Source organism: Streptomyces sp. ME02-8801-2C (assembly GCF_033793965.1).
GTDB lineage: Bacteria > Actinomycetota > Actinomycetes > Streptomycetales > Streptomycetaceae > Streptomyces.
Genome location: NZ_JARAXP010000013.1, coordinates 141,131 through 167,382 on the forward strand (window position 1 = coordinate 141,131; position 26,252 = coordinate 167,382).

Consider the following 26,252-nt stretch of genomic DNA (forward strand, 5'->3'; position numbering starts at 1 on the left):
TCCGGCAGAACGGCCGCCCACGGGCTATCCGTGCTGGTACGCCACCATCGAGATGCCGATGTAGTGCGTGACGAACGCCGCGAGGGTGAGGGAGTGGAAGACCTCGTGGAAGCCGAACCAGCGCGGTGACGGGTTGGGGCGCTTGAGCCCGTAGATCACGCCGCCCGCGCTGTAGAGGAGCCCGCCGACGATGACCAGCACCAGGACGGCGATGCCGCCGGCGCGCATGAAGTCCGGCAGGAAGAAAACGGCCGCCCAGCCCATCGCGATGTAGCAGGGCGTGTAGAGCCAGCGCGGGGCGCCGACCCAGAACACGCGGAAGGCGATGCCGGCCAGGGCGGCGCCCCAGATGCCCCACAGGAGCCACTGGCCCTTACTGGCGGGGAGCAGCAGCATCGTCAGCGGGGTGTAGGTGCCCGCGATGATCAGAAAGATGTTCGAATGGTCGAGTCTGCGCAGGACGCCGTCCATGCGCGGACTCCAGGTGCCGCGGTGATAGAGCGCGCTCACGCCGAACAGCAGGCACGCGGTGAGGGTGAAGATCCCGCAGGCGATGCGCGCGCGGCTCGAACTGGCGAGCGCGGTGAGCACCAGACCGGAGATGAGTACGGCCGGAAACATACCGAGATGCAGCCAGCCGCGCAGCTTGGGCTTGATCTCATCGGAATGTGGCAGCGAGAGCGCCACAGGACCGCGGCCGGCGGCCGGTGAGTCCAGGGGCGCGTCGGGGGCGGACGCAGTCATGACGGCCATCGTACCTACGTAACCGTAAGTTACGCGTCAGTTCGGGGGCGGGAGGGGTGCAGAAGTGGCCAGCCTCTCATATGGGTTGGGGCCCGGATGCGCCAGGTGAATACGCGGTGACCCAGAGGAAACGCCTGAGCGGGTGCCGCATGAGTGGCGATGGTCACGTCGCTCAGGTGTGAGGCCCTCTGGACAGATGGGCGCTACGGTCGGATGATCAAATGAGTGCGGTCGGCACCGGATGAGCGCCAAGATCAACACCGTGAAGCATCCGGGTCGCGGCCCCCAAGGGGCAGTCAACAAAAAAACCCTCATTCAAGGAGCAATCGTGGCGCGCGACATCGCGGCTCCCGTTCCCCCTGACACCTTCCTCTCAGGCACCGTCCCGACCAACCACAAGCAACTGGTCTCGTGGGTGAACGAGATCGCAGAACTGACGCAGCCGGACAACGTGGTCTGGTGTGACGGATCCGAGACCGAGTACGAGCGACTGTGCGAAGAGCTCGTCCACAAGGGCACCTTCAGGAAACTGGACCCGATCAAACGCCCCAACTCCTACTACGCGGCCTCCGACCCGACCGACGTCGCGCGCGTCGAGGACCGCACCTTCATCTGCTCCGAGAAGGAGGAGGACGCGGGACCCACGAACCACTGGAAGGATCCCGCCGAGATGCGGGAGATCTTCGCGGGGGAGAAGGGCGTCTTCCGCGGCTCCATGAAGGGCCGGACGATGTACGTCGTCCCGTTCTGCATGGGCCCGCTTGGCTCGCCGCTGTCCGCGATCGGCGTCGAGATCACCGACTCGGCGTACGTCGCCGTGTCCATGCGCACGATGACGCGCATGGGGCAGCCGGTCCTCGACGAGCTCGGCACCGACGGCTTCTTCGTGCGTGCTGTGCACACGCTCGGGGCGCCGCTGGCGGAGGGCGAGGCCGACGTGCCGTGGCCGTGCAGCTCCACGAAGTACATCTCGCACTTCCCCGAGAGTCGCGAGATCTGGTCCTACGGCTCCGGCTACGGCGGCAACGCGCTGCTCGGCAAGAAGTGCTACGCCCTGCGTATCGCCTCCGTGATGGCGCGGGACGAGGGCTGGCTCGCCGAGCACATGCTCATCCTGAAGCTGACCCCGCCGCAGGGCGAGTCCAAGTACGTCGCCGCGGCCTTCCCGTCGGCCTGCGGCAAGACGAACCTGGCGATGCTGGAGCCGACGGTCGGCGGCTGGACCGTCGAGACGATCGGCGACGACATCGCCTGGATGCGCTTCGGTGAGGACGGCCGGCTGTACGCCATCAACCCCGAGGCCGGTTTCTTCGGCGTCGCGCCCGGCACAGGTGAGCACACCAACGCCAACGCGATGAAGACGCTGTGGGGCAACTCCGTCTTCACCAACGTGGCGCTGACCGACGACGGCGACATCTGGTGGGAGGGCATGACGGAGGAGACTCCGGCCCACCTGACGGACTGGAAGGGCAACGACTGGACGCCGGATTCCGGAGTCCCGGCCGCCCACCCCAACGCCCGCTTCACCACCCCCGCCGCGCAGTGCCCGATCATCGCGCCCGAGTGGGAGGACCCGAGGGGCGTGCCGATCTCGGCGATCCTGTTCGGCGGGCGGCGCGCCACCGCCGTACCGCTGGTCACGGAGTCCTTCGACTGGAACCACGGTGTCTTCCTGGGCGCCAACGTGGCCTCCGAGAAGACGGCCGCCGCCGAGGGCAAGGTCGGCGAACTGCGCCGCGACCCGTTCGCCATGCTGCCGTTCTGCGGCTACAACATGGGCGACTACATGGCGCACTGGATCGACGTGGCGAAGGACAAGGACCAGTCCAAGCTGCCGAAGATCTACTACGTCAACTGGTTCCGCAAGAACGACGAGGGCAAGTTCGTGTGGCCCGGCTTCGGTGAGAACAGCCGGGTCCTGAAGTGGATCGTGGACCGGCTGGACGGCAAGGCCGAGGGCGTGGCCACGCCGATCGGTGTGCTCCCGGCCAAGGGCGCGCTCGACACCGACGGTCTCGAACTCTCCGAGTCCGACCTCGACTTCCTGCTCACGGTCGACAAGGACGTGTGGCGCGAGGAGGCGGCGCTGGTTCCCGACCACCTGAACACGTTCGGCGAGCACACCCCGAAGGAGCTGTGGGACGAGTACCGGGCGCTGGTGCAGCGTCTGGGCTGACACCTACGGCCGAAGAACTCCGCGGGCAGGTCAGACTCGCCCTGACCTGTGACGTCGTCAAAACTGGCCGCGTGACAGGATCACGAACCGGGCCGGGGCCCGCACCGTAGAACGGCGTACGGTGCGGGCCCCGGCCCAGTCTTCTATGCGTCGACCATACCCCCATACGTGCCGTAAGTCGGGCGAAAAGCCGTATTTATTGGTCATTCGCCTATAGTGCTGGCATGCGCGGAATTCTGTTGGCCGGAGGCACCGGCTCGCGACTATGGCCGTTGACCCGCTCGGTTTCGAAGCAACTGCTGCCCGTCTTCGACAAACCCATGGTCTATTACCCACTCTCCACACTCGTGATGGCCGGAATCCGAGAAATTCTGATCATCACCACCCCCGATGGCCAGCACCAGTTCCGCCGGTTGCTCGGCGACGGCAGTCAACTGGGCCTGCGGCTGGAATACATGACACAGGAGCGCCCGGAGGGCATTGCTCAAGCAGTCGTACTGGGGGCCGACTTCATCGACGGCGAGTCGGTGGCCCTGATTCTCGGCGACAACATCTTCCACGGGAGCGGCCTTGGCACGCGGCTGGCCTGCCAAGGCGATTTCGAGGGGGGCCGGGTATTCGCCTACCAGGTGGCCAATCCCTCGGCCTACGGCGTGGTGGAGTTCGACGAGTTGGGCCAGGCGCTGTCCATCGAGGAGAAACCGGCCCGGCCCAGGTCCCGGTACGCCGTGCCCGGTCTGTACTTCTACGACAACCAGGTCGTGGACATCGCCCGTGGCCTACGGCCCAGTGCCCGGGGCGAGTTGGAGATCACTGACCTCAACCGCGTCTATCTGGACGCCGGAGCCTTGCGCGTCACGCGGCTCGACCGCGGCACCGCGTGGCTGGACACCGGGACCTTTACCTCCCTGGTTCAGGCTTCGGAGTTCGTGCGGGTGATCGAGGAGCGCCAGGGCTTCAAGATCGGCTGCATCGAGGAGACGGCCTGGCGGGCCGGCCTGATCGACGACGACCGGCTCCGGGAACTGGCCCAGCTTCTGCTCAAAAGCGGATACGGCCATTATCTTCTGGGACTTCTGGAGGACTCCCGATACGTGGTCATGCCCCAGAGGGGCGGCGGTTCGCGTCGCGAAGGGCCGCTGCGAACCGGGCCGGGCATGGGGACTTCAGCCGCGGGACCTGAGTAGGAAATCCCTGTGCGGCGGAAGGGGGGAGGATCCTTGAGACCACTTGGCGTCGAAGGCGCCTCGGCGGACACGCCCAAGGTGTTCGGGGGGAGCCGGGGGCGATTCCCTCAGTAGTTCAAGGATCAAGGGTTCCAGAATTCCATCATCAGGGCTCGGACTTCAGCGGGCCAAGTGCTCTTGCTCCGTTCGTGGCAATCCTCGACCAATTCGCTACGTGTCCGGCCCAGCTGGCCAAGTCAGGTACATCACCTACGTGGGCGGCGCAGTCCTCGCCGTGATGGTCGACATCCGCATCGGCTCACCGAGGTTCGGGAAGTGGGAGGTGGTGCGGCTCGATGGCGCGACGCATGGCTGCGTCTATCTCTCGAAAGGGCTGGGTCCACGTCTCCGTGGCCCACGCTGGAGGGGATCGAGCGACAAACCTCCGCCTTCTTTCGCGGACTGCAGCGTCTACCGCAGAAGCCTGGTGAGCTTTCCATCCGTTACCCGGAAGGAAATCCGGAGATGCCGCCACCCGTATGGCGCCGTTTTTGAGCCCGGCCGGGTGCTCTTTCCTCCAGGATGCCGAATCGGCGCATAATCATTCAATCGCGGCGGGTAGAGAACAGGCCTGTCCGTGGCCGACGCCGTAAGGCGATTCAGTGCACTTGCGGTAGGTCACTCGAGTTTCGCGAGGAAGGTTCTCAGTGAGCCGTAGAACGATTCGCAGTTCACGCGTGAAGACCGTCGGGCTGGCTTCGGTAGGTGCGCTTGGCCTGGTGCTAAGTGTCGCCCCGAGCAGCATGGCCATCGCCGACGCGATCCACCGGTCCGGCGCCAACAGCAGCGTGGCCCTGCCCGGCCCGAACGGCGCCGATAGTGCCGACCACGACGGGGGTGAGGGAAGGGACAAGGAGGGAAGGGACAAGGAGGGAAAGGGTAAGCCCGGTAAGCCCGGTAAGCCGGGGCCGCAGGGGCCGCAGGGTGACACCGGTCCGCAGGGTGACACGGGTCCGCAGGGGTTCCAGGGTGACACGGGTCCGCAGGGTGACACGGGTCCGCAGGGGTTCCAGGGTGACACCGGTCCGCAGGGTGACACGGGTCCGCAGGGGTTCCAGGGTGACACCGGTCCACAGGGTGACACGGGTCCGCAGGGCTTCCAGGGTGACACGGGAGCGCAGGGGTTCCAGGGTGACACCGGTCCGCAGGGCTTCCAGGGTGACACCGGTCCGCAGGGTGACACGGGTCCGCAGGGCTTCCAGGGTGACACGGGAGCGCAGGGGTTCCAGGGTGACACGGGTCCGCAGGGGTTCCAGGGTGACACGGGTCCGCAGGGGTTCCAGGGCTTCCAGGGCGACACCGGCCCGCAGGGCTTCCAGGGGTTCCAGGGCGACACGGGTCCGCAGGGGTTCCAGGGTGACACCGGCCCGCAGGGCTTCCAGGGGTTCCAGGGCGACACGGGTCCGCAGGGGTTCCAGGGTGACACCGGCCCGCAGGGCTTCCAGGGGTTCCAGGGCGACACCGGCCCGCAGGGCTTCCAGGGCTTCCAGGGCGACACCGGCACGACGGCGCTTGACACGTACGTCGTGACCAACAGCGACACCATCACGTCAGTGACGCCGCAGACTACGGCTGTCGACTGCACAGGTGCCGACGTTGCCATCGGTGGCGGATTCAGTTCCACTGGCATCGCCGTGAACGTCACGGAGAGTGCGCCGGTCTTCCCCCTTCCCGACGGCCCGGCCGCTGGGTGGCAGGGCACCGTCACAGCCGCCATCGGTGACACGTTCTCCGTCTACGCGATCTGCCAGGACACGTAATTCCCGCATGAGCGGTGGTGCGGTATCGGCCGTCCGCTTCATCTGGGAAGGAGCGACGGTGCTCCGAGGCTTCGGCCTCGCGGGCACCGTCCGCATTCCGCAAGACCGTCCCGGTGGCGGACGCAGGGCAGGAAGAGCGCCGGAGAACCATGCGTATCCTCGTGACCGGCGGCGCCGGATTCATCGGTTCGGTATACGTCCGGCGACGGCTGGCCTCGGACCCCGCCGCGCGCCTCACCGTCCTCGACGCACTCATTTTTTCCCCGAGCCGACCGGGCGGATCCGCCCGGGACCGAAACCACTGAGCCGGAGCGTCTCACGCGCCAGGCCGTACCACGTGGTCCCGCCGACCGCCGTGCCGTGGTGAACGCCCGCCGGCGCCCGCCCCGCCAGAGCGGCACGGCCGAGAGCAACCAACTGCCGGGCGAGCGCACGGGACCATGTCGGCTGGCCGTGCTGGTCGGCCACCACGTCCAGGTTCTCCCGCCGGGCGGTGAGTTCGCGCGTCGTGGCCGCGAAGTTGCGGCAGTGCTCGCCGTAGAGCCAGGCGGTGCGCACGATGTAGCCGGTGTGCGGCAGTAGTTCGGCAACGGCTCGCTCGCCCGCCAGTTTGCTGGACGAAACGGTAGCCGGGGCGGTCCGCCACGGTCGCCAGGTTGGCCTCGGCTCCTGAGTAAAGTTCCCGCGTCCGGCCGCCCGTCCGGCGTGCGGTGGGCTCGGTCACGGCAACTGGTCCCGGGCCGGCCTCGTACCACTCCCGCAGTGGGACGACCAACTGACCTACGCCCTGGACACGCCCGCCTTCGCCATGCCGGCCGCCGCAGCGCGGACGAGCGGCGGACGGCGCCTCCCGCGTCAGTGCCTGAGCGCTCCGCTGGATACGCGGTGCGTTTGCCGCGGGCCCGGTCGGGACTTGTCGCTCCGCCACTCTCGGCTTCTCCCTCAGAGCATTGAGGGCCTGGGGGACCCCCGTCGCAGCGGAGCCGTAGACGGATACAGCTCCGCGCCCCTCACGATGCGCGGTCGACTTCACCGGGCCGGCTCAGACCAGCAGCGGCCCTCCGCACCGATCGGCACCGTCCTTCATCGCGATCAGGTTGGCGACCACGTAGGAGATGTTGTTCTTGGAGTGCCACTCCGTCGGGAAGTAGGTGATCAGCCGCGACTTCTGGAACCTGGCCTCGATCTCGGGTACGAAGGCGCGGTACTGGTCGTCCGTGTAGTACCAGAACGAGTTCTCGTTGTAGAAGGCGACGTGAGTCGGGTCCTGGTAGGCGCCCCGGCCGTCGGAGCTGGGCGTCATGGTGAGTAGCATGCCGCCGGGTGCCAGCAGCCGGTACAGCTCGTTGATCAGCGGCACCTTGGCGGGTACGTGCTCGAGGAAGTCCACCGCCCGCATCAGGCCGACGGAGTTGTCGGGCAGGTCCAGCTTCCCGGGCAGGGTCGCGACGATGTCGACGCCGTCTCCCGGGTACTGGTCCACGCCCAGGTAGCCCGGAGGCTTCCGGTGGGCCGCGCCGAGGTCCAGCGCGAGCAGCCCCCGCCGGTGGGTCCAGGCGAGCGCGTTGGCCTCGACGTACTTGTCGTACAGGGCGACCGTCTCGCGCTGGATGTGCGCGTTGACGTTCGGATCGCGCTGGGTGTTGGCGGGGTGCATCCGCTGCAGGTACAGGCACTGGTCGATGTGGTGGAAGTCGCCGACGTGGAACAGACGGCACATCAGATCCTGGTCGTCCAGGACCTTACGGGTGGCGTCGTACCCGCCGACCTTCTCGTAGGCCTTCCTGCGGAACGCCCGTACGTGGTTGGGCGCGTACCAGATGTAGGAGACGTTGTGGGGCGTCGGCTTCATGGACTTGGCCTGGAGCAGCTTGCGGCCGTCGACGCGCGCCTCCTCGTACTGCCAGCCGTGTTGCTCGTTGAAACGGGTGTTGTCCCGTTTTCCGTCCTCGGTGATCTGCGCGGTGTTGCTGTAGACGAAGACGACGTCGGGATGCGCGTCGAACGCCTTGCCGAGCTCCGCCAGGCACGCCTTCGCCAGGAGGTCGTCGTGGTCGAGTTCCACCAGGATCTCGCCACGGGCCAGTTCACAGGCCCTGCGCTTCGTCGCTCCGACGCCGTGGATGTCGTCCGCGATCTCCACCCGGACGCGCTCGTCGGGCTGTTCCGGCCGCCACCGGGCGCCGTTGTTGAGCAGGACGATCCACTCCCAGTCCGGGCAGGTCTGTGCCTTCAGTGTCGCCAGGCACTCATCCAGAAAACGGGGCCGATGGCTGGGAGTGAAGACGGAGAATCTGGGTGTTGCCGTCGAGGTCATTCGTTGTCACCTGCTTGGCTCGATTTCGGTGAGGGGTTTACTTCGTTGCGAAACGGCTCCGGTACGTGGGTATACAGCGAGGGATCGGCCGCGACGGCACGATGGAACGCCTCCTTGGCCTCCTCGTCGCGGCCCTTCTTCACAAGGAGCTGTCCGAGTTGCAGATGGGCCGTGGCCGCCTTCGGATCGGCTTCAATGGCGCGATTCAGGAGTCCCATGGCCCGATCGGGCTCGCTCGACTTCAGCAGAACAGCCTTGTTGAACAGCGCCGAGGGGTATTTCGGATCGATCTTCAGTGCCTCGTCGTATGCCGATCGCGCGTCAGTCGTCCTGCCGGCCTGCTGCGCGATGACTCCAAGGTTGTACCAGGCGATCTTGTTGTCAGGGTCCAGTTCCAGCACGCGACGGTAGGTACGGGTCGCCCCTTTTGGATCCTGGTACTGACTCTGCAGCCTGGCGGCCTGCAGGAGAGCGTTCGCCTCCACGGTCCTGCTGGCCTCTGACACGGCCTTGGATTCCGGTGCTGCGGTGTCGTGCGGCTGAATGGCCCAGATGGCCACCCCGGTGGCAACCGCCGCGGTTCCGGCGAGCCCTGCCCACAATGTCCTACGTTTCACTTGGTCACATCTCATGGAGTCGGTGACGAATGGGACGGGTTGGAGTCCAACCATCCTCATTTTCACCAAAGTTGCCAGGATGACTTTATGACGCCGCCCGATGTCAGGGACTTGGGGCAAACAGATCACTCGAATGTACGTATCAAAGGGAAGGGCAGCGGATCCGATGTATCGAATTTCGTGTTGTCATCGGGTTATTGGGTCAGCCACTCGGAAACTCACCTGCTGGTTCGGCCCATCAGCGGCGCGCCTGAGCGTTGGCCGAGTCCCTGTCCCGGAAACTGCTTTGCCGCGACCCCCACTGGATGCGCCCGGGAGAAGGTTCCATGACTGTCACTCTCTCGACCGTCGCCGACTCACCGCTGCTCGCGCTGGTGCAGCCTGTCCGACAGACCCATGTTGTCGATGTGGGCGCCAACCCGATCGACGGAGACCCGCCATACAAGGAGATGCTGCAAGCGGGTCTGTGCTGTGTGACGGGGTTCGAGCCTCAGCCCGACGCCCTGCATGAGCTGCAGCGACGTAAGGGCCCGCAGGAGACCTACCTGCCTGACGCCATCGGTGACGGCGGCACCCACACCCTCCGCATCGCCGCCAGCTCCGGGATGACCAGCCTCCTGAGGCCTGACACGAACAGGCTCAGGCTGTTCAACGGTTTCACCCGATGGGGCCAGATCCGCGAGGAGATTCCGGTCGAGACCCGACGGCTGGATGATGTCGAAGCGGTCGACGTGTTCGACCTGCTGAAAATTGACGTTCAGGGGGCCGAACTCATGGTGTTCCAGGGCGCCCGGCGACATCTGGCCGAGGCTGTGGCGGTCCATACGGAGGTCTCCTTCGTTCCGCTTTACGAGAACCAGCCTCTGTTCGGCGACGTGGACCAGGAACTGCGCGCGCAGGGCTTCATCCCACACGCCTTCGCGGCGATCAAGCGCTGGCCGATCGCACCGGTGGTCTTCGGAGGGGACTTCCGCACGGCCCGGCATCAACTCCTCGAAGCCGACGTCGTGTATGTGCGCGACTTCGGACACTCCGAGGCCATGACCGATGAGCAGCTCAAACAGCTGGCCCTGATCGCCCACCATGTCTACGGCTCGATCGACCTCGCCTACTACTGCCTCAGCACTCTGGCGACGCGGAATGCCGCCGCTTCGGACGCGCCGGCCCGCTACCTCGCGGCGCTGGGCTGAGCCCGACCCATGAGGATGACTGCCGGGTCGAGCCTCTTTGTGTGGTCGTAGGCGTCTGGATACCGTCACGTATCGGTCATTGGTCACCGTGGAAATGGAGGGGACCCGTGAAACCAACGGTCTGTCTGAACATGATCGTCAAGGACGAAGCCTCGGTGATCCGGCGTTGCCTCGAATCCGTACGGCCTTTGATCGACACCTGGGTCATCCTCGACACGGGCTCGACCGACGGCACCCAGGACGTCATCCGCGAAGCCTACGGTGATCTGCCCGGCCGGCTGTACGAACGTCCCTGGAAGGGATATGACGGGAGCCGCACCGAGGCGATCGAACTCGCCCGTTCAAGTGCGGACTACCTGTTCTTCATCGATGCCGATGACGCGATGGAGTTCGAGCCCGGATTTCGTATGCCGGAGCTGACCCTCGACGCCTACCGGGTCGCACTGCGCCACGGACCCGTGATCCACTGGCGCCCCGCCCTGGTCTCGACACGGCTGCCGTGGCGCTATGTCGGTGTTCTGCACGAGTACATCGACTGCGGCTCGCGACCCTCCGTCGGGGCTCTCGAGGGCGCGAGCATCCGCACGCTGGAGGGCGGGGGGCGCCTGACGAAGGAGGGCCAGAGGGAGAAGTACCTGCGCGACGCGGAGATCCTTCAGCAGGGCCTGATCAAGGAGCCCGACAACGCCCGATACGTCTTCTACCTCGCCCAGAGCTGGCGCGATGCCGGAGAGCTGGACAAGGGCCTTGAAGCCTATGACCGCCGGGCAGCGATGGGCGGCTGGGGCGAGGAGGTCTTCTGCGCCCGGCTCAGGGCCGCACGGATCGCTGAGCAACTTCGGCGGCCGGTGGCCGAGGTGATGGACCGCTACCTTCGTGCGCACGAGAGCCGCCCCTCGCGTGCCGAGGCGCTCGGCGACCTCGCGCGCCTGTGCCGCCTCGACGGCGGGCGCTGGCCGCTCGCCAACCTGTTCGCGCGACAGGCGGCTCGGACCCCGCGGCCGAGCGACGTTCTCTTCGTCGAACCCGACTGGTACGAGTGGCGTGCACTCGACGAACTGGCGGTGTCCGCTTACTGGGTCGGTGAGTACGAGGAAGCGAGGGACTGCTGCGAACGCCTGCTTGAAGGCGGCAAGTTGCCCCAACAGCATCGCGAGCGAGTGGTCCAGAACCTCGAGTTCGCGCGGTCCAGGCTTGGCGCCGAGGAAGTCGTGGGCGCCTGACCGTGTGAGTCCGGTCTGCTGTGAGCAGGGTTGGCTGTGAGCCCGGTCCGCTGCCGTCCCGGCTGTTGTAAGCCCGGTACCCGGTCCGTCGGAGCCGTGTGTGGCGCCCGGTCCGCGCGTCGCTGGGTGTACACGCGGACCGGGGCCGCTGGGGAAGCCCGGTGGGGGCTCAGTGGGACGCGAGTTCGCAGGGGTCCAGGGACTCCGCGTGGGCGTCCATGCGTTCGGCGGCGAGGATCGCGGACGCCGTGTCGGCGCGTGAGGCCGCCACCACCAGCGCCCGCCCGGCGAGTGCGTGCGCTCGCCGGTGCAGTGCGCCCAACTCACGTGCGCCACCGGCGACGGCCGAGGCGCGGACCGGGGTATGTCCGCCGCGCAGGCGCGCGACCTGCCCGGCGAGCCGTTCGGCCGCCACGTCCAGGTCGGCGGAGGGTGCCAGCTCGCGCAGCTCGTCGGTCGCGGTGAGGAGTGCGGCGAGGTGTCCGGCCAGCTGGATGTCCAGCTCCTCCTCGCGCGACCTGTGAGGGAAGTCCGAGCGGGTGCCGGCCATCGTGCTGCGGGTGCTGTGGACCGGCTTGGTGCGGATCGGCTCGTACATGGGGAGATGGCCTCCTGTGCGCTGACAGGAAACCATCCTAGCTTAGATTTCGTCTAAAGTTGATCCCGATCGCAGACTGTCGCTGTTGGCTACGGCTGGTGGTAGCCGTCCAGGAAGGTGCCGATCCGGGTCACCGCGTCGCGCAGATCCCCGACCGTCGGCAGCGTCACGACGCGGAAGTGGTCCTGTTCGGGCCAGTTGAAGCCCGTACCGTGCACGACCATGATCTTCTCGCGGCGGAGCAGGTCAAGGACCATTCGCCGGTCGTCCTTGATCTTGAAGACGTTCGGGTCGAGGCGCGGGAAGAGGTAGAGCGCCCCCTTGGGTCGTACGCACGTCACGCCCGGAATCTGCGTCAGCAGTTCATAGGCGACATCCATCTGCTCCTTGAGTCGTCCGCCCGGCAGCACCAGGTCGTTGATGGTCTGGCGCCCGCTGAGCGCGGCGACGACACCGTGCTGGCCCGGCATGTTGGCGCACAGGCGCATGTTCGCCAGAATCGTCAGACCCTCGATGTACGAGTCCGCGTGGGCGCGGGGGCCGGAGATCGCCATCCAGCCGACCCGGTAACCGGCGACACGGTACGCCTTCGACATGCCGTTGAAGGTGAGCGTGAGGAGGTCGGGGGCGATCTTCGCGGTCGAGGTGTGCGTGGTGCCGTCGTAGAGGATCTTGTCGTAGATCTCGTCCGAGCAGACGAGGAGGTTGTGGCGGCGGGCGATGTCCGTCAGCCCCCGGAGCATGGCGTCGTCGTACACCGCGCCCGTCGGGTTGTTCGGGTTGATGATGACGATCGCCTTGGTGCGGTCGGTGACCTTGCGCTCGATGTCCGCGAGGTCCGGCATCCAGTCGGCCTGCTCGTCGCAGCGGTAGTGGACCGCCGTACCGCCGGAGAGGGAGACCGCCGCCGTCCACAGGGGGTAGTCGGGGGCGGGTACGAGCACCTCGTCGCCGTCGTCGAGCAGGGCCTGCATCGCCATCACGATCAGCTCGGAGACGCCGTTGCCGACGAACACGTGCTCGACGTCCGTCTCGATGCCGAGGGTCTGGTTGTGCATGACGACCGCCCGGCGGGCCGCCAGCAGCCCCTTCGCGTCGCCGTACCCGTGGGCCGACGACACGTTGCGGAGGATGTCCTCCAGGATCTCGGGCGGAGCCTCGAAGCCGAAGGCCGCCGGGTTGCCGGTGTTCAGCTTGAGAATGCGGTGCCCTGCCGCCTCGAGCCGCATCGCCTCCTCGAGAACCGGGCCCCGGATCTCGTAACAGACGTTGGCTAGCTTGGTCGACTGGATCAGCTGCATGTCCGTGAGCTTACGGCCGGGTAACGCTTCCCGCGTCGTGTTTTCCACCACTTGAGACGGGGCAAAATAGGGCACTGGTCATGAACAGCGATCGGGTGTTGTCGCCATCGGGGGCGCGATGCAACAGCTCGAGGCCTTGCAGCCACAGCGAATCGGAAGAGTTTTCCAAACCACCGAACCTGTCGACTACCGCTGGGCGATGCGTCGGCTGCGCGGGATGCCGCAGTCGCGTCGGAACGCGGTCCGTCGGCTGATCCGCCTGTTGTACTGGCCGCTCACCGCCAAGGCCAAGATCCGGCTGCTCGGCCTGGCCGGCGCCGTCACGCTGCTGATACTGGCCGGGGTCGGCGGAGTGCTGGGGGCGCCGCCGGAGGCGGACAGACGGTGGGCCCTTAGCTACCTGTTCACCGACCACGCCGAACTGGGCGGCGTGAGCCTGTCTCTGCTCCAGGACCCGGCCGGCCTCGTCGTGCTGGTGGTCGTCTTCGTCACACCGGTCTTCTGCTGCCAGCAGGTGCAGGCCATCGGCGACTTCGTACAGATGAACGTGCGCAACGGAGGCGCGGAGAAGCTGTCCGACGGCCAGGTCTCCCAGCACAACCGGCTGGTCCGACGGACCAACAAGTGGTTGGCCGCACTCGGCCGCCGGGACCTCTCGGCGGCCATCGTGGTGGCCATGGCGACGGCCACCTTCTTCTTGTACGGCCTCGTCAACACCCATGGCCTGATGGAGACCTGGAACCCCACCGAGCTTCCCGACCAGCTCTGGCGCTCCTCGGTCTACGACGGCTGGTGGGCCAATCGGCACACCCACCCCGAACTCGCCGTGGCCCTGTGCGCGGCGGGCACGTACGCCTTCTACTTCCTGACCAAGCAACTGGTCATGGGCGTCGTTTTCACGATCTATCTGTACCGGTCCGAAGCGATCGGCTTCGGGGTGACCCCGAACATGAAGTTCGACAGCGACGGCTTCCGGGGACTGCGCCCCCTGCGCCAGTTCATGCTGTGGACCTACGGCTCCGCGGTGGCCCATCTGATCGGCTTGCTGGTCCTGTTCATGGTCTGGCTGTCGGCGGCGTCATGGATGGTGTTCGTGGTGCTGGTGGTGATGGTGGTGGACATGCTGGTGATCGTCTATCCGTCCTCGATCGGCTACCACTCCGCGTTGGTCGTGAAGCAGGATCACGTCAAAATGCTCTACCAGACCCTTCCTGAGGGCGCGCGCGAGTCGGCGATAACGCAGGTCTGGTCCGTTTCCGTGCTTCCGGTCACGACCCGTAAGGCCATGACCGGGATCACCCTCTATCTGCTGGTCCCGGCGGTACCCGCCCTGATTCCCGTACTGTTCCAGCGGTTCTGAACACACATGAGAACGCACGTCGACGCACGTCGACGCAGTTCGGCGCGGAGTGTCAGTGGCGTGTGGTTCGCTGCCTGGATGACTCAGGATGTGGAGAGCATCGCGTTTGATTCCGCCGAGGACTTCGAGGCATGGCTCGCCGAGAACCACGACACCCCGGCCGGTATCTGGCTCAAGCTGCGCAAGAAGAGCCCCGGTGTCGTGACCCTGGACTACGCCCAGGCGCTCGACGTGGCGCTCTGCTACGGCTGGATCGACGGCCAGAAGGCCCGGCTCGACGACCAGTGGTGGCTCCAGCGGTTCACTCCGCGCAGGCCGCGCAGCAGGTGGTCCAAGGTCAACCGGGACAAGGTGGCCGCCCTGATCGAACAGGGCCGGATGCGTCCACCGGGGCTGGCGGAGATCGACCGCGCCAAGGCGGACGGCCGCTGGGAGGCGGCGTACGACAGCCCGAAGACCGCCGTGGTGCCGGACGACCTGGCGGCGGCCCTGACCGCGACCCCGACCGCGGCGGCGTTCTTCGAGACCCTGGACCGACAGAACCGCTACTCGATCCTCCATCGCGTGCAGGAGGCGAAGAGGGCCGAGACCCGGGCGCGCCGGATCGAGAAGTACGTGGCGATGCTGGCGAAGGGGGAGACGTTGCACCCGTAGGGCGGGTGCGTTACTGATCGTGACACTCCTGGCAGCAGACCTGAGTGTCAGAGGCATCCGGCTGGATGAGCGCGTGACTGTCCATGACGTAGCCCGCCAGCTTCCCGGCCTCGCCGAACTGCGGAACCTGTGCCGCTCACTTGCGATGCTCGAAGCGATCCTGAGCCCGGACTGGGAAAGCCGGTATTACTCCTTCAATGCCGGTTGGACTGCCGGCGAGGAGATGGCCTCAATGCGCAACGGATCTGGAGACGAGTACTCCATCGTGTTTTCGGCAGTCGGAGGTTACGTCCGCGGTTTCGGTCATGAATCGGCGATGAGCCCATATGGCAACGACGGTGAGCCTTGGCCGGGAGTGATCGACGAAGTCCCGGAGGCTTTTCGGCCCTTCGTGGAGGAGCCGGCGTTCACCGATGAGGACGGGGTGCCCGTCGTGACGGCCTGCTTGTGGAGGGGGTGGGCCGACGATCAGTGGCGCCACGGGACGATCGACTTTCCCGTGGGCCGTGCCGATCCTGATGGGACGGCAGGACTCTTCAAGCTCCTGGTCGACCGTTCTCCGGAAGCGTTCCAGCGCTTCGCCGAGGACTACTACGAGGTCCCCGTGGACCTGAGAGCGGTGAGCAAGGTGTATGCCTTGCGACCGCTGGACCAGGAACTCGTATCGTCGCTGAACGCAGAGATCGGGCGTGGGCTCGTCATCGTCGAGGGGCTGTCCGACAAGTGGGGCGTGCGGCCCAGGGAGACCGGTAAGACGGTCTGGGCGCACCTGGCCATCAACCGTCGGGGAGCGGCGTCTTGAGCGCGCGGTTCGCACTGTCCGGCGAACGGGGCACACAGCTCACAGCCTTCGAGGCCGACTGCGTGGCGTACACCGTCAAAGGCCGTTCGCTGCAAAGACTCGGCCACTGCCGCTCCCACTCCGCCTGGCTCGCCATGGTTTGGCCGGTGCAGAGGGTCGGACACATCGCGGACCAACTCGACCAACCCGCCGCCGCCCCGGTGCGGGCTTGGATGTCCGACGGCTGGGAGCACGCGCGGGCCCTGCTGCGGCTCGGTCAGCAGGAGACGTACGCGTACACGATCTGCGACGGCGACGTGCGGTACGTACTGGCCGTCGCCCCGCCCCCGTTGTCCTCGTACACAGCGATGTTGACCAGGGGGAGCCATGCGTCGCAGCCTGATGAATCGCCCCGCGTCCGTCGTTCGGCAGGGCTGGTGGTGCGAGTTCGCCGCGTACCCCATGTCGGACGGCGGTAACGGCGGGGCGGGACTCCACGCGAATGCGGCCGATACTCCGGAACAGGCGCTGGTATGGATGCGCATCGCCGTGCGCGTGCTGCTCTCCGCGTTCGACCCTGAGGACGCGGAACGGGCGTTCCGGTGGCTCGACCATGGCCAGTGGGAAGCGGTCATGCGACTCAGGGCCGGCGAACCGTACGCGTTCGTCGCGTCCTGCGGAGACACACGCGTCGACTGGTCCGCCCGACCTGTGCTGTTCCTGCCCTTGGCTTGCCGCGTTCGCCCTTGTGGTGAATTTGCGTGAGGTGCCCCGGCCGGGAGCGGGCGTGCTGAGGGCGCCAAGTGGTCCTGGCTCTGGGTATGTTGACCTTTCTGATCGCAAGGAGGGGCGGCCGGAGGCATGAAGTTCTCGCTGCTGAACGACGAACCCGTGACCCAGCCGGAGGCCGATTTACTCGGCACTGGGAGGGCCGCGCGGGAACTGGCCAGGCTGCTGCACGACTCCCGGACGTCGACCCCTTTCACGCTCGCCGTCGACGCCGGGTGGGGGATGGGCAAGAGCAGCCTCATGCGGCTCGTCGAAGCCGAGCTGCTGCAGCGCGAGGACGTCGAGATCGTCTGGTACAACGCCTGGACGTCCACCGGCGCCGACGCGCTCGAAGGGCTCATCAAGTCGGTCCTGATGAAGTTCGACCGGCGCCTGCTGCGGCGGATGATCCACGGCGCCTCGGAACACGGGATCCTGCTGCGGGCCCTGCGGGCGACGCTGACCGTGGCGTCGGCGCCGTTCGGTATGGCCGGCCTCGTCGACCAGTTCTGGCGTGACCTGTCGGTCGACCCGAAGGCCCGCAACGACATGCGAGACGCACTGCGCGACCTCGCCACCAAGTGGGCCGACTCGGCGCAGCACGAGCCACGTCGCCTCCTCGTTGTCTTCGTCGACGATCTCGACCGCTGTTCGGAGGAGACGGTCCTCGCTGTCTGCGAGGCGGTGAAGGTCTATCTGGACGTGCCGGGGCTGGCCTTCGTCATCGGCTGTGACCGGGCCGCGCTCGGACCGTCCGGACTGCTTCGGGACCTCGGGCCGGCCGGGTCCGCTTTCATGGAGAAGGTCTTCCAGACGAGCTATCGCCTGCCGGTGGCGGGCGCCCCCGACCTGGAGACGTACGTCCGCCGCTGTGCCGAGCGCACCGGGCTGCGCGAACTGCTCGACGACGACCTCGTACGGCTCGTCGCCGACCGTTCGGCCCGCAACCCGCGCCGGATCAAGCGGCTCATCAACGGCTTCGGACTGGAGTGCGCGCTCAACCCGGTCTGGGCGCGCTTCAAGCCGGAGGCGGTGATCCGCACCCTGCTGCTCCAGCACCTGTACGCGGACTTCTACCGGCTGCTCGTCGCAGGTGATGGCACCTACGCGCACGCGGCCCGCGAGTTCCTGGAGTACCGGACGGCCCGGCGGGTGCTCAGCCAGTGGGCGCAGACGGCTCCGGAAGCCTGGCGGACCACAGTGGACTCCGTGACCGGGCACGGCCTGCCCGAACCGCCGCGGCAGGACACGGAGAGCTGGGAGGCCGTCCTCGCGCGGCTGGAGGAGGAACTGCCCACCGCGTTCCCGGCCCTCGCCCGCGACCAGAACTTCGTGCACCTCGTCGAGGAGTGGATGGCGCTGCCCCAAGTGGACGAGCTGGTGAAGCAGTTGCAGGAGGGCGGGGCGAGGCCGGTCACCGCGATCCGCGCCGGCGACGATCCGGATACCCGTGAGGCAGCCGTGAGCACGGCTGCCTACCGGGGGGTGCTCATCCTGTGGGTCGACGACCATCCGGAGAACAACAGGGCCTACCGCCGCCAGCTGGAGGCCCATGGCGCCAATGTCCTGGTGGCCGAGAACGGGCGGACCGCCGAGCGGATTCTCGGCACCCACCCTGTCGATCTGCTGATCTCCGACGTGGCGCGCGGCACAGACCGGGACGCCGGTTTCACGGACCTCGCGAGCTGGCGTGCGCTACGGCTCTTCGACGGGCCCGCGGTGTTCTTCTCCGGGCGGGTCACGCCCGCCCGCGAGCGGCGATCCGGTGAACTCGGGGCACGCATCGCGGACGGGGGCAACACGCTCTTCGAGTACATCGACGACGCCTGTACGGAAATCCGCCAACGCCAGTCCTGAGACAGGAAGGGCACGTGAGAACAGCCCACCATTTGCCGGGCGGGTCGCCGCGCATGTTTCCGGCGGTAACCGTCCCCAACTGTCTCCGTGAATCATTTCGTCCCTAGAATGCGCGCTCATGTCATGGCAGAACGGGACACAGGGTGCGGACATCGGGATGTACAGCGCGAAAGCCGCGAATGGTGCGGTTGGGGCTGTCGGCGAGTACGACGGTCAGGGTGCCCTCCCGGATTCGGCCGGTTCCCCGCAGCCGCCGAACGTGTACCACCCGCAGGTCGAGCCCGGCCCGGCGCCGACGTACGACGCCTACGCGGACCCGGCTGCCGCCCACGGCTGGCAGAACGCGTACGACGCGACGGCCGAACTGCCGGCGATGAGAGCCATCGGTGCGGAGGGGCAGGCTGCAGGTGTCGCCGCCGGAGTGTCGGCTGGTGGGCATCGCCGGAAGAAGAGTGCGTCGAGCAGACGCGGGGTGGTGGTCGGTGTTGTCGCCGGGGCGGTGGGTGTGGTGTCGGTGATGGCTCTGATCGTGGGCGTCAGTGGCTCGGACGCGCCCTCGGGTGGCGGCTCGGGGGGTGAGGGGAAGCGGTCGCGTCCGACGGCGGGGGCGTCAGTGACGCCCGTGAGGGAACCTGCCGTCATCAACTCCTCGGCCCCCGTCGGCGCCGGGGCCCGCGATGTGGCGTCCGCCTCTCCTGGGGCCGCGCAGAACTCGCCCGGCGGCTCGACGTATCCCACCCCCTCCCGTGCCGCCCCGACGGCCTCCGCCTCCCCCTCCGGCGCGACCTCGCCGACAGCCACCGTGAACGGCGACTCCGGCCCGGGCAACTCGGGGAACAAGTCGGGGCGGGGCAAGGGCGCCATCAAGGGACCTAAATAGGACAGGTTGAGCTGACCTGAATCCCGGTAGGCGCGTAGGGCCCTGTCCGCGCCGTCCTCGATCACCCGCAGATCCCTGAACACCCATCCGCAGTCACCCGCAGATCCCTGTACAGGATCCGCAGCCCGCCGTGCCATCTGCCGGCATGCCACGACGGGCCGTCGCCGTCGTCGCGCACCAGGCCGCAGAGCGGCTGTGGGCGATCGAGAAGCTGATCAAGGCCTCTTGAAGTCGGGTGCGGGGGTGTTGCCTTGCGAAGGGCGGCGCCCCGCGCCACGCCCCTCCGCACCGACGCCCGGTGCACACAATCGCGCCAACCCCCGGCCGGAATCGATTCCTTGCCCCGGTCGCCCCTCCCGGATCACAATGCGCATGACAAAAAACGAGCGACCGGAAAACCTCCGGTCGCTTCTTCGTACGAGGGGACCCCCACATGAACAAGCCTCTCCTTGCCGCGCTCGCAGCCCTGGTGATCACCGGGGCGGGAGCGGTACCCGCGGTCGCCGCGCAGGCCGACACGGCCGCGCCCGTCGCGAAGAGAGCCGTCGCCAAGGCGGCACCGGCAGTACAGGCCGCACCCGCCATCCAGGCCGTCAACTTCGCCGGTACCGTCTCGCTGTCCAACTGCTCCGGCTCGCTCGTCCGCTTCCCCAACTCCGAGGCCGACGACCCGGCGCTGGTCATGTCCAACGGGCATTGCCTGGAGACGGGCTTCCCGGCCGCCGGCCAGGTCATCGTCAACCAGGCGTCCACCCGTACCTTCGGGCTGCTCAACGCCTCGGCCACCCGCGTCGCCACCCTGCGCGCCAGCAAGATCGCGTACGCGACGATGACCGACACCGACGTGTCGATCTACCAGCTCACGACCACCTACGCGGCGATCAAGAGCTCGTACAACATCAACCCGCTCACCCTCAACGACACGCACCCGGTCGCCGGCACCCCGATCACCGTCGTCTCCGGCTACTGGAAGCGGACGTACGCCTGCAACGTGGACGGCTTCGCCTACCGTCTCAAGGAAGGCGCGTGGACCTGGAAGGACTCGGTCCGCTACACCTCCGCGTGCCAGACCATCGGCGGCACCTCGGGCTCGCCGGTGGTCGACAACGCCACGGGCAATGTCGTCGCCGTGAACAACACCGGCAACGAGGACGGGGGGCGTTGCACGGACAACAACCCCTGTGAGGTCGATGCGAACGGCACGGTGACTGTTCGCGAGGGCATCAACTATGCGCAGGAGACTTATCAGATCCCTGCCTGCTTCGGGGTCGACAACAAGTTGGATCTGAGCCGGAGTGGGTGCGTGTTGCCGAAGCCGTAGCGCTCCGTGGGGGGTGGGGCGGTTGTGGCGCGACCTGCTGCGCCGTCGTGGCTGATCGCGCAGTTCCCCGCGCCCCTCAGGGGCGCGGGGGCCGCCTGATCGATCTGCCCGCCAGGACGTCTGTTCTGCGGCCATCCTCGATCACGAAGCGGCCGTTGATCAGTACGTAGGGGATGCCTGTCGGTAGTGTGCGGGGATTTTCGTATGTCGAACCCGCTGCCACCGTCGTCGCGTCGAACAGGACCAGGTCGGCTCGGTAGCCCTCGCGGACCAGGCCCCGGTCGGGGAGGCGGAGACGTGCCGCCGGGCGGGACGTCAGATGTTCCACGCACTCCTCCAGGGAGAGGACCCCCAACTCCCTTACGTATCGCCCGAGATACCGCGGGAACGTGCCGTACGCGCGCGGATGCGGCTTCGTGCCCTGGAGGATGCCGTCCGAGCCGCCCGTGTGGACGCGGTGGCGCATGATCGCGCGGACGTTCTCCTCGTGACCGACGTGCTGGAGGATCGTCGTGCCCAGACGGTCGGCCAGGAGGAGATGGCGGGCCGTTGACCAGGGGGTTTCGCCGCGCGCCCGCGCCGACTCCCGCACCGTACGGCCCACGAGGTCGCCGAGCGCCGGGTCGGTCACCCCCGAGATCTCGACCGTGTCCCACTCGATCGGCACGCCGTGGCAGCCGTCCGCGCCGACGACCTCCAGATCGTGCCGGACACGTTCGGCGGTGTCGGCGTCCGCCAGACGTCGCAGGATCGCCTCCGGGCCGCCCTCGCTCGCCCAACTCGGCAGCAGCGCCACCAGAGTTGTGGAGCCCGGGGTGTAGGGATACGTGTCCAGGGTCAGGTCCGCCCCCGCCGCCAGCGCCTCGTCGAGGAGGGTCAGGAGTTCCGGCGCCCGGCCTTTGTTCTCACCGAAGTTCATGGTGGCGTGGGCCAGATGGAGGGGGCAGCCGGCCTCGCGGGTCAGCCGCACCATCTCGGCGTACGCCTCCAGCGCGCCCGCGCCGTACGAACGGTGGTGGGGGCAGTAGTAGCCGCCGTACCGCGCCACGACCCGGCACAGTTCCGTGAGTTCGGCATCCTTGGCGTACATGCCGGGCGTGTACGTGAGCCCCGACGACATGCCCACCGCGCCCTGCTCCATCCCCTCCGCGACCAACTGCCGCATCCGGTCCAGCTCCTGGGGTTTCGCCTCCCGGTCCTCCCAGCCGACGGCGAGCATCCGTACCGTGCCCTGCGGGATCAAGTAGGCCGCGTTGACGGCGATTCCCTCGCCGTCGAAGCCGTGGTCCAGGCGGTCCAGGTACTCGCCCACGGAACGCCAGTCGAAGTCGATGTCGTCGCCGTGACCGTTCCAGCCGGTGATCGCGCGGCGCACCTCGGCGAGCGTGCGGTCGTCGACCGGGGCGTACGACAGCCCGTCCTGGCCCAGGACTTCGAGGGTCACCCCCTGTGCTGCCTTCGCACTGTGATCGGGGTCGCGGAGCAGGGCCAGGTCGCTGTGGGCGTGCATGTCGATGAACCCGGGGGAGAGGGTCAGGCCCTCCGCGTCCAACTCCCGGCGTGCTTCCGGGCGTTGGCACCCCGCCGCTGCCGCCTCCTGGACGATCGCGACGATCCGGCCCCCGTCCACGACCACATCCGCGCGGTACGACGGACCGCCGGAGCCGTCCACGACATCCGCGTCCCGAATGACCAGCTCATCCACGCCGGGCCTCCTGTGCCTGGAAGAACGTACGGATGCCTAGAAGAACGTACGGATGTATTCGACGACCGTCCCGTCCGCCTCCGCGACCGGGATCAGCTGCCACTTGTCGAACGACGTGCACGGGTGGGACAGGCCCAGACCCAGCCAGTCGCCGACCTCCAGATCCGCGCCGGGGTCGGTGTGCAGCCAGGCGTGCTGGTCGGAGAGCCCGGTGACCGTGACACCGGTGGCCGGCCGCTCCCCGGCGCCCTTCCCGGCCCCCTCCCTCCGTACGACCTGGGCGACGGGCAGGTCCAGGTCGTACGCCGCGTCCCGCTTGCCCGCGTTCACGAAGGCCTGCTCGGGGGAGGGGCGGGAGACGACCTGCGTCCAGAGGCGGAAGGCGGGCTCCAGGGCGCCCTCCTCGGGGACCCGGTTGAACGGGGTGACCTCGCGATAGCGGCCGTCGTCGTGCGACACGTACGCCCCGGAGCGCTGCAACTTCAGTACGGGCAACGACAGTTCGGAGATCTCCACGAACACGTCGGCGACCGCGTCGAACCAGGCGCTGCCGCCCGCGCTCACGATGATCTCCTCCAGGGACGTGCCGTCGAACCGCCCCGCCTTGTCGAAGTCCGCCGCCAATGCCACCAGCCGCCGCAGCCACGCCCGCACCCGCTCCGGATCGGCCTGCGGCACCTCGCCCTCGTACCCCGCCACCCCGACCAGCCGCAGCGTCGGTACGGCGGCCACGGCATCCGCGACCACCGCGCACTCCGCCTCCGTGCGCACGCCGGTCCGGGCGCCCTCGCCGGCGCCGAGTTCGACGACCACGTCCAGCGGACGGGCCCCCGCCCCCACTCCCGTTCCCGCCAGAGCCGCGTCCATCAGTTCCACCCCGCGCACGGAGTCGACGTAACAGACGAACCGGAAGTCGGGGTCTGCGGCCAGCTCCGCCGCGATCCAGCGCAGGGCCGCAGGATCCACCAACTCGTTGGCCAGGAAGACCCGTTGGACACCGAAGGCGCGGGCGACGCGCACCTGGTGGGGGACCGCGAGGGTGATGCCCCAGGCGCCGTGGTGGAGCTGGCGGTGGAAGAGCTGGGGGGCCATGGACGTCTTGCCGTGCGGGGCGAAGGAGAGTCCGTGGCGGGCCGCGTACGTCTCCATCAGTTCCAGGTTGTGCGTGAGGCGCTCGGCGGACAGGGTCAGTACGGGGGTGGTGAAGCCGCCGGTGAAGAGGTTGCGGCGCTGGGCGGTCAGCTCGCCGACGGTCAGGCCGTCCGCGTCCGGCGGAAGGCCCTTGAAGCGGGCGTCGACGCGTTCGGCGGCCAGCCCGGCGAGGGCCCGGCCGGTGTCGCTGCTCTCGGTGCCCATGCAACCTCCTCGAAGTCACGCCACGTCGCATCGCGTCGCGCACATGTATTGCATCCCTTGCAACACTCATTGCGTATATCGCTCACTGCTGTCTAACATCTCGCCCAACGCGGGGTCAACGGAGCCGCCGTCTCCCCGCACCACCAGCCAGGAGCTACGACCATCGTGATGGACGCTGTGGACGCTATGGATGTCGTGGACGTCGTCGCGCTCGGCGAGTCCATGGTCACCTTCCTGCCCTCCCGTCCTGGCCGCCTCGCCGACGTGCCGTCCTTCGACCGGACCATCGGCGGCGCCGAGTCCAACGTGGCCTGCGCACTCGCCGCCGCCGGCCACTCCGCCCGCTGGATCAGCCGCGTCGGCGACGACGCCTTCGGCGACCACCTGCTCGAGGCGATCGGCGCGTACGGGGTCGACGTGACGTCCGTACGACGTGATCCGGCGCGCCCGACGGGCGTGTACTTCCGTACGGCGGGCGACCGGGCCACCGGCGCGCACGAGGTGGCGTACTACCGGGCGGGGTCGGCGGCCTCCGCGATGTCGGCCGAAAGCGTGGACCTGGCGGCGGCGCGCGCGGCGCGGGTGCTGCATCTGTCCGGGATCACCGCCGCCCTGTCCGGCGACTCTCTCGACCTGCTGTGGGAGCTGACCGAGCCCCGGCCGGGCCGGCCCCTAGTCTCGTTCGACGTCAACTTCCGTCCGGGGCTGTGGGCCGACAGCGAGGGCCCCCGCGTCCTGCTGGACCTGGCGCGGCGCGCCGACCTCGTCTTCGTGGGCGCCGACGAGGCGGAGGACGCGTGGGGGCTGCGGGGCGCGGGTGACATCGCGGCGGCGCTGCCCGAGCCGGAACTCGTGGTCGTCAAGCAGGGCGGGAGCGGAGCCGTCGCCTTCGACAGGGGTGTCCGTGACGCTACGGGCGTCACCGACTCCGTGCTCGTCCCGGCGCCCCGCGTCGACGTCGTCGCGGCGGTCGGCGCCGGGGACGCCTTCGCCGCCGGGTTCCTCGCCGCCACCCTGCGGGGCCTGCCCGTACGCGACCGCATCCGGCACGGTCACCTCATGGCCGCCGCCGTCCTCACCGTCCCCGGCGACCTCGCCGCCCCGCCCGCCCGTGACCACGCCGACCGGCTGGCCGCCCTCGACGAGCCCGCGTGGGAGACACTTCGACTCGGCCCCGGCTGGACGCAAGCCGAGCAGGCCCCGGAGGAGGTACGCACCCCATGAGCCAGACCGTCGACCGCGCGCTGAGCATCCTGCCGTTGCTCGCGGAGGGCCCCGCCGACCTCGGCCGGGTCGCCGACCGGCTCGGCGTCCACAAGTCCACCGCCCTGCGGCTGCTGCGCACCCTGCACGAGCACGGGCTGGTCTACCGCCAGTCCGACCAGCGCTACCGGCTCGGCGCCCGCCTCTTCGCGCTCGCCCAGGAAGCCGTCGAGAACCTCGACATCCGGGAGATCGCCCACCCCCACCTCGTGCGCCTCAACGAGAGCTGCGGCCACACCGTCCACCTCGCCGTGCACGAGGACGGCGAGGTGCTGTACATCGACAAGGTCGAGAGCCGCTACCCGGTGCGCATGTACTCGCGGATCGGCAAGCCCGTCGCCATCACCGTCGCCGCCGTCGCCAAGCTGCTGCTCGCCGACCTGACCGAGGCCGAGCGGCGCACCCTCGCCGACAAGTTCGACTACCCCATGTACACCTCCCGCTCCACCCCCAACGCCCCCGCTTTCCTGCGGGAGTTGGAGAAGGTCCGCGAGCAGGGCTGGGCCACCGACCTCGGCGGTCACGAGGAGTCCATCAACTGCGTCGCCGCCCCCGTGCGCGGCACCGACGGACGCGTGGTCGCCGCCATGTCCGTCTCCGCCCCCAACGTCGTCGTCACCGCCGACGAACTCCTCACCCTGCTGCCACTGGTGTGCCGTACGGCGGACGCCATCAGCGGCGAGTACTCCGGCAGGACTCCCACGCCCACGCCCACTTCCACGAAGGACAACGATTCATGGCAGGCATGAGCAAAGTAGCCCTCACCCCCAAGACCCACACCACCCCGCCCGCCAAGTTCTCCCACGGTGTGCGGAAGGGGAACATCCTCCAGGTCGCCGGGCAGGTGGGCTTCCTGCCCGCCGTCGAGGGGCAGCCCCCGACGCCGGCGGGCCCGACCCTGGCCGAACAGACCCTCCAGACCCTCGCCAACGTCAAGGCCATCCTGGAGGAGGGCGGCGCGACCTGGGACGACGTGATGATGATCCGCGTCTATCTGACGGACGTGGACCACTTCGCCGAGTTCAACGAAATCTACGACCAGTACTTTGCCGGGCTGAAAGAGGCGTCTCCCGCCCGGACCACGGTGTACGTCGGGTTGCCCAAGGGGCTCCTGATCGAGATCGACGCTCTGGGGGTGCTCGGCTGATTGTTCGT

At 68.0% G+C, this 26,252-nt stretch carries 24 protein-coding genes; 16 read left to right on the forward strand and 8 right to left on the reverse strand.

Annotated elements, in window-relative coordinates:
* Window positions 1-24 precede the first annotated feature (24 nt).
* Window positions 25-744: a PAQR family membrane homeostasis protein TrhA gene (gene trhA / locus PV396_RS33965; RefSeq protein WP_319211233.1), complete on the reverse strand. Its 720-nt coding sequence runs from the start codon at window positions 742-744 to the stop codon at window positions 25-27.
* A 328-nt stretch (window positions 745-1,072) separates the two neighbouring features.
* On the opposite strand from trhA, the gene PV396_RS33970 reads away from it, so the two are divergent.
* From PV396_RS33970 to PV396_RS33980, 4 genes are all read left to right on the forward strand, one after another.
* Window positions 1,073-2,920, forward strand: coding sequence for a phosphoenolpyruvate carboxykinase (GTP) (locus tag PV396_RS33970; RefSeq protein ID WP_319211235.1), 1,848 nt, complete (start codon window positions 1,073-1,075; stop codon window positions 2,918-2,920).
* A 224-nt stretch (window positions 2,921-3,144) separates the two neighbouring features.
* Entirely contained in the window at window positions 3,145-4,107 is a 963-nt protein-coding gene (rfbA, locus tag PV396_RS33975) for a glucose-1-phosphate thymidylyltransferase RfbA (protein ID WP_319211237.1), read from the forward strand.
* 43 nt (window positions 4,108-4,150) lie between these two features.
* Window positions 4,151-4,687: a dTDP-4-dehydrorhamnose 3,5-epimerase family protein gene (locus PV396_RS45235; RefSeq protein ID WP_416071524.1), complete on the forward strand. Its 537-nt coding sequence runs from the start codon at window positions 4,151-4,153 to the stop codon at window positions 4,685-4,687.
* 178 nt (window positions 4,688-4,865) lie between these two features.
* Window positions 4,866-5,906 carry a hypothetical protein gene (locus tag PV396_RS33980; protein WP_319211238.1) on the forward strand — a complete coding sequence of 347 codons (1,041 nt, stop codon included), beginning with the start codon at window positions 4,866-4,868 and terminating at the stop codon, window positions 5,904-5,906.
* A 252-nt stretch (window positions 5,907-6,158) separates the two neighbouring features.
* Here PV396_RS33980 and PV396_RS33990 read toward each other — a convergent pair whose 3' ends face one another.
* From PV396_RS33990 to PV396_RS34000, 3 genes are all read right to left on the reverse strand, one after another.
* Window positions 6,159-6,515 (reverse strand): sugar nucleotide-binding protein, encoded by a 357-nt coding sequence (locus PV396_RS33990; protein WP_416071527.1) that lies wholly within the window; start codon window positions 6,513-6,515, stop codon window positions 6,159-6,161.
* 433 nt (window positions 6,516-6,948) lie between these two features.
* Complete coding sequence (locus PV396_RS33995; protein ID WP_319211240.1) at window positions 6,949-8,223, reverse strand: glycosyltransferase; 1,275 nt, start codon at window positions 8,221-8,223, stop codon at window positions 6,949-6,951.
* Window positions 8,220-8,840 (reverse strand): tetratricopeptide repeat protein, encoded by a 621-nt coding sequence (locus tag PV396_RS34000; RefSeq protein ID WP_319211242.1) that lies wholly within the window; start codon window positions 8,838-8,840, stop codon window positions 8,220-8,222. Before PV396_RS34000 ends, PV396_RS33995 begins: the two co-directional genes overlap by 4 nt.
* Window positions 8,841-9,166: 326 nt before the next feature.
* Here PV396_RS34000 and PV396_RS34005 point away from each other — a divergent pair, with 326 nt between their 5' ends.
* Window positions 9,167-10,030, forward strand: a complete 864-nt coding sequence (locus PV396_RS34005; protein ID WP_319211244.1) for an FkbM family methyltransferase — start codon at window positions 9,167-9,169, stop codon at window positions 10,028-10,030.
* 107 nt (window positions 10,031-10,137) lie between these two features.
* Window positions 10,138-11,253, forward strand: a complete 1,116-nt coding sequence (locus PV396_RS34010; protein WP_319211246.1) for a glycosyltransferase — start codon at window positions 10,138-10,140, stop codon at window positions 11,251-11,253.
* Window positions 11,254-11,422: 169 nt separating this feature from the next.
* Here the strand turns inward: PV396_RS34010 and PV396_RS34015 are convergent, their stop codons facing one another.
* Both PV396_RS34015 and PV396_RS34020 read right to left on the reverse strand, forming a co-directional pair.
* Complete coding sequence (locus tag PV396_RS34015) at window positions 11,423-11,851, reverse strand: hypothetical protein (RefSeq protein WP_319211248.1); 429 nt, start codon at window positions 11,849-11,851, stop codon at window positions 11,423-11,425.
* A gap of 89 nt (window positions 11,852-11,940) precedes the next feature.
* On the reverse strand, window positions 11,941-13,152 hold the full coding sequence (locus tag PV396_RS34020; protein ID WP_319211250.1) for a pyridoxal phosphate-dependent aminotransferase: 1,212 nt from the start codon (window positions 13,150-13,152) through the stop codon (window positions 11,941-11,943).
* A 217-nt stretch (window positions 13,153-13,369) separates the two neighbouring features.
* On the opposite strand from PV396_RS34020, the gene PV396_RS34025 reads away from it, so the two are divergent.
* From PV396_RS34025 to PV396_RS34055, 7 genes are all read left to right on the forward strand, one after another.
* Window positions 13,370-14,512 (forward strand): hypothetical protein, encoded by a 1,143-nt coding sequence (locus tag PV396_RS34025; RefSeq protein WP_319211252.1) that lies wholly within the window; start codon window positions 13,370-13,372, stop codon window positions 14,510-14,512.
* 78 nt (window positions 14,513-14,590) lie between these two features.
* Entirely contained in the window at window positions 14,591-15,166 is a 576-nt protein-coding gene (locus PV396_RS34030) for a YdeI/OmpD-associated family protein (protein WP_319211253.1), read from the forward strand.
* A 19-nt stretch (window positions 15,167-15,185) separates the two neighbouring features.
* Window positions 15,186-15,968 (forward strand): ATP-binding protein, encoded by a 783-nt coding sequence (locus PV396_RS34035; protein WP_319211254.1) that lies wholly within the window; start codon window positions 15,186-15,188, stop codon window positions 15,966-15,968.
* Window positions 15,969-16,334: 366 nt separating this feature from the next.
* On the forward strand, window positions 16,335-16,712 hold the full coding sequence (locus PV396_RS34040; protein WP_319211255.1) for a hypothetical protein: 378 nt from the start codon (window positions 16,335-16,337) through the stop codon (window positions 16,710-16,712).
* Window positions 16,713-16,808: 96 nt separating this feature from the next.
* Window positions 16,809-18,572 carry a P-loop NTPase fold protein gene (locus PV396_RS34045; protein ID WP_319211257.1) on the forward strand — a complete coding sequence of 588 codons (1,764 nt, stop codon included), beginning with the start codon at window positions 16,809-16,811 and terminating at the stop codon, window positions 18,570-18,572.
* Window positions 18,573-18,690: 118 nt separating this feature from the next.
* Window positions 18,691-19,452 carry a hypothetical protein gene (locus tag PV396_RS34050; RefSeq protein WP_319211258.1) on the forward strand — a complete coding sequence of 254 codons (762 nt, stop codon included), beginning with the start codon at window positions 18,691-18,693 and terminating at the stop codon, window positions 19,450-19,452.
* 433 nt (window positions 19,453-19,885) lie between these two features.
* Window positions 19,886-20,773, forward strand: a complete 888-nt coding sequence (locus PV396_RS34055) for a serine protease (protein ID WP_319211260.1) — start codon at window positions 19,886-19,888, stop codon at window positions 20,771-20,773.
* 76 nt (window positions 20,774-20,849) lie between these two features.
* On the opposite strand, the gene PV396_RS34060 is transcribed toward PV396_RS34055, so the two are convergent.
* Window positions 20,850-22,478: a D-aminoacylase gene (locus PV396_RS34060; protein WP_319211262.1), complete on the reverse strand. Its 1,629-nt coding sequence runs from the start codon at window positions 22,476-22,478 to the stop codon at window positions 20,850-20,852.
* A 36-nt stretch (window positions 22,479-22,514) separates the two neighbouring features.
* Complete coding sequence (locus PV396_RS34065) at window positions 22,515-23,834, reverse strand: amino acid deaminase (RefSeq protein ID WP_319211264.1); 1,320 nt, start codon at window positions 23,832-23,834, stop codon at window positions 22,515-22,517.
* 168 nt (window positions 23,835-24,002) lie between these two features.
* On the opposite strand from PV396_RS34065, the gene PV396_RS34070 reads away from it, so the two are divergent.
* Genes PV396_RS34070 through PV396_RS34080 form a run of 3 tightly spaced genes read left to right on the forward strand, consistent with a single transcriptional unit; the run spans window position 24,003 to window position 26,244 of the window.
* Window positions 24,003-25,058, forward strand: coding sequence for a sugar kinase (locus PV396_RS34070; RefSeq protein WP_319211266.1), 1,056 nt, complete (start codon window positions 24,003-24,005; stop codon window positions 25,056-25,058).
* Window positions 25,055-25,846 carry an IclR family transcriptional regulator gene (locus tag PV396_RS34075; RefSeq protein WP_319211268.1) on the forward strand — a complete coding sequence of 264 codons (792 nt, stop codon included), beginning with the start codon at window positions 25,055-25,057 and terminating at the stop codon, window positions 25,844-25,846. The genes PV396_RS34070 and PV396_RS34075 overlap by 4 nt, the downstream gene beginning before the upstream one ends.
* The gene (locus tag PV396_RS34080; RefSeq protein ID WP_319211270.1) at window positions 25,843-26,244 is read left to right on the forward strand and encodes a RidA family protein; all 402 of its coding nucleotides are present in this window, start codon (window positions 25,843-25,845) and stop codon (window positions 26,242-26,244) included. Before PV396_RS34075 ends, PV396_RS34080 begins: the two co-directional genes overlap by 4 nt.
* The last annotated feature ends 8 nt before the right edge of the window (window positions 26,245-26,252 follow it).

Bases quoted from the DNA above. Each gene is read 5' to 3' on its own strand.
- trhA (WP_319211233.1), bottom strand. From the start codon at position 744: ATGACTGCGTCCGCCCCCGACGCGCCCCTGGACTCACCGGCCGCCGGC.
- rfbA (WP_319211237.1), top strand. From the start codon at position 3,145: ATGCGCGGAATTCTGTTGGCCGGAGGCACCGGCTCGCGACTATGGCCG.
- PV396_RS33995 (WP_319211240.1), bottom strand. From the start codon at position 8,223: ATGACCTCGACGGCAACACCCAGATTCTCCGTCTTCACTCCCAGCCAT.
- PV396_RS34005 (WP_319211244.1), top strand. From the start codon at position 9,167: ATGACTGTCACTCTCTCGACCGTCGCCGACTCACCGCTGCTCGCGCTG.
- PV396_RS34015 (WP_319211248.1), bottom strand. From the start codon at position 11,851: ATGTACGAGCCGATCCGCACCAAGCCGGTCCACAGCACCCGCAGCACG.
- PV396_RS34020 (WP_319211250.1), bottom strand. From the start codon at position 13,152: ATGCAGCTGATCCAGTCGACCAAGCTAGCCAACGTCTGTTACGAGATC.
- PV396_RS34025 (WP_319211252.1), top strand. From the start codon at position 13,370: ATGCCGCAGTCGCGTCGGAACGCGGTCCGTCGGCTGATCCGCCTGTTG.
- PV396_RS34030 (WP_319211253.1), top strand. From the start codon at position 14,591: ATGACTCAGGATGTGGAGAGCATCGCGTTTGATTCCGCCGAGGACTTC.
- PV396_RS34040 (WP_319211255.1), top strand. From the start codon at position 16,335: ATGCGTCGCAGCCTGATGAATCGCCCCGCGTCCGTCGTTCGGCAGGGC.
- PV396_RS34045 (WP_319211257.1), top strand. From the start codon at position 16,809: ATGAAGTTCTCGCTGCTGAACGACGAACCCGTGACCCAGCCGGAGGCC.
- PV396_RS34050 (WP_319211258.1), top strand. From the start codon at position 18,691: ATGTCATGGCAGAACGGGACACAGGGTGCGGACATCGGGATGTACAGC.
- PV396_RS34055 (WP_319211260.1), top strand. From the start codon at position 19,886: ATGAACAAGCCTCTCCTTGCCGCGCTCGCAGCCCTGGTGATCACCGGG.
- PV396_RS34065 (WP_319211264.1), bottom strand. From the start codon at position 23,834: ATGGGCACCGAGAGCAGCGACACCGGCCGGGCCCTCGCCGGGCTGGCC.
- PV396_RS34070 (WP_319211266.1), top strand. From the start codon at position 24,003: ATGGACGCTGTGGACGCTATGGATGTCGTGGACGTCGTCGCGCTCGGC.
- PV396_RS34075 (WP_319211268.1), top strand. From the start codon at position 25,055: ATGAGCCAGACCGTCGACCGCGCGCTGAGCATCCTGCCGTTGCTCGCG.
- PV396_RS34080 (WP_319211270.1), top strand. From the start codon at position 25,843: ATGAGCAAAGTAGCCCTCACCCCCAAGACCCACACCACCCCGCCCGCC.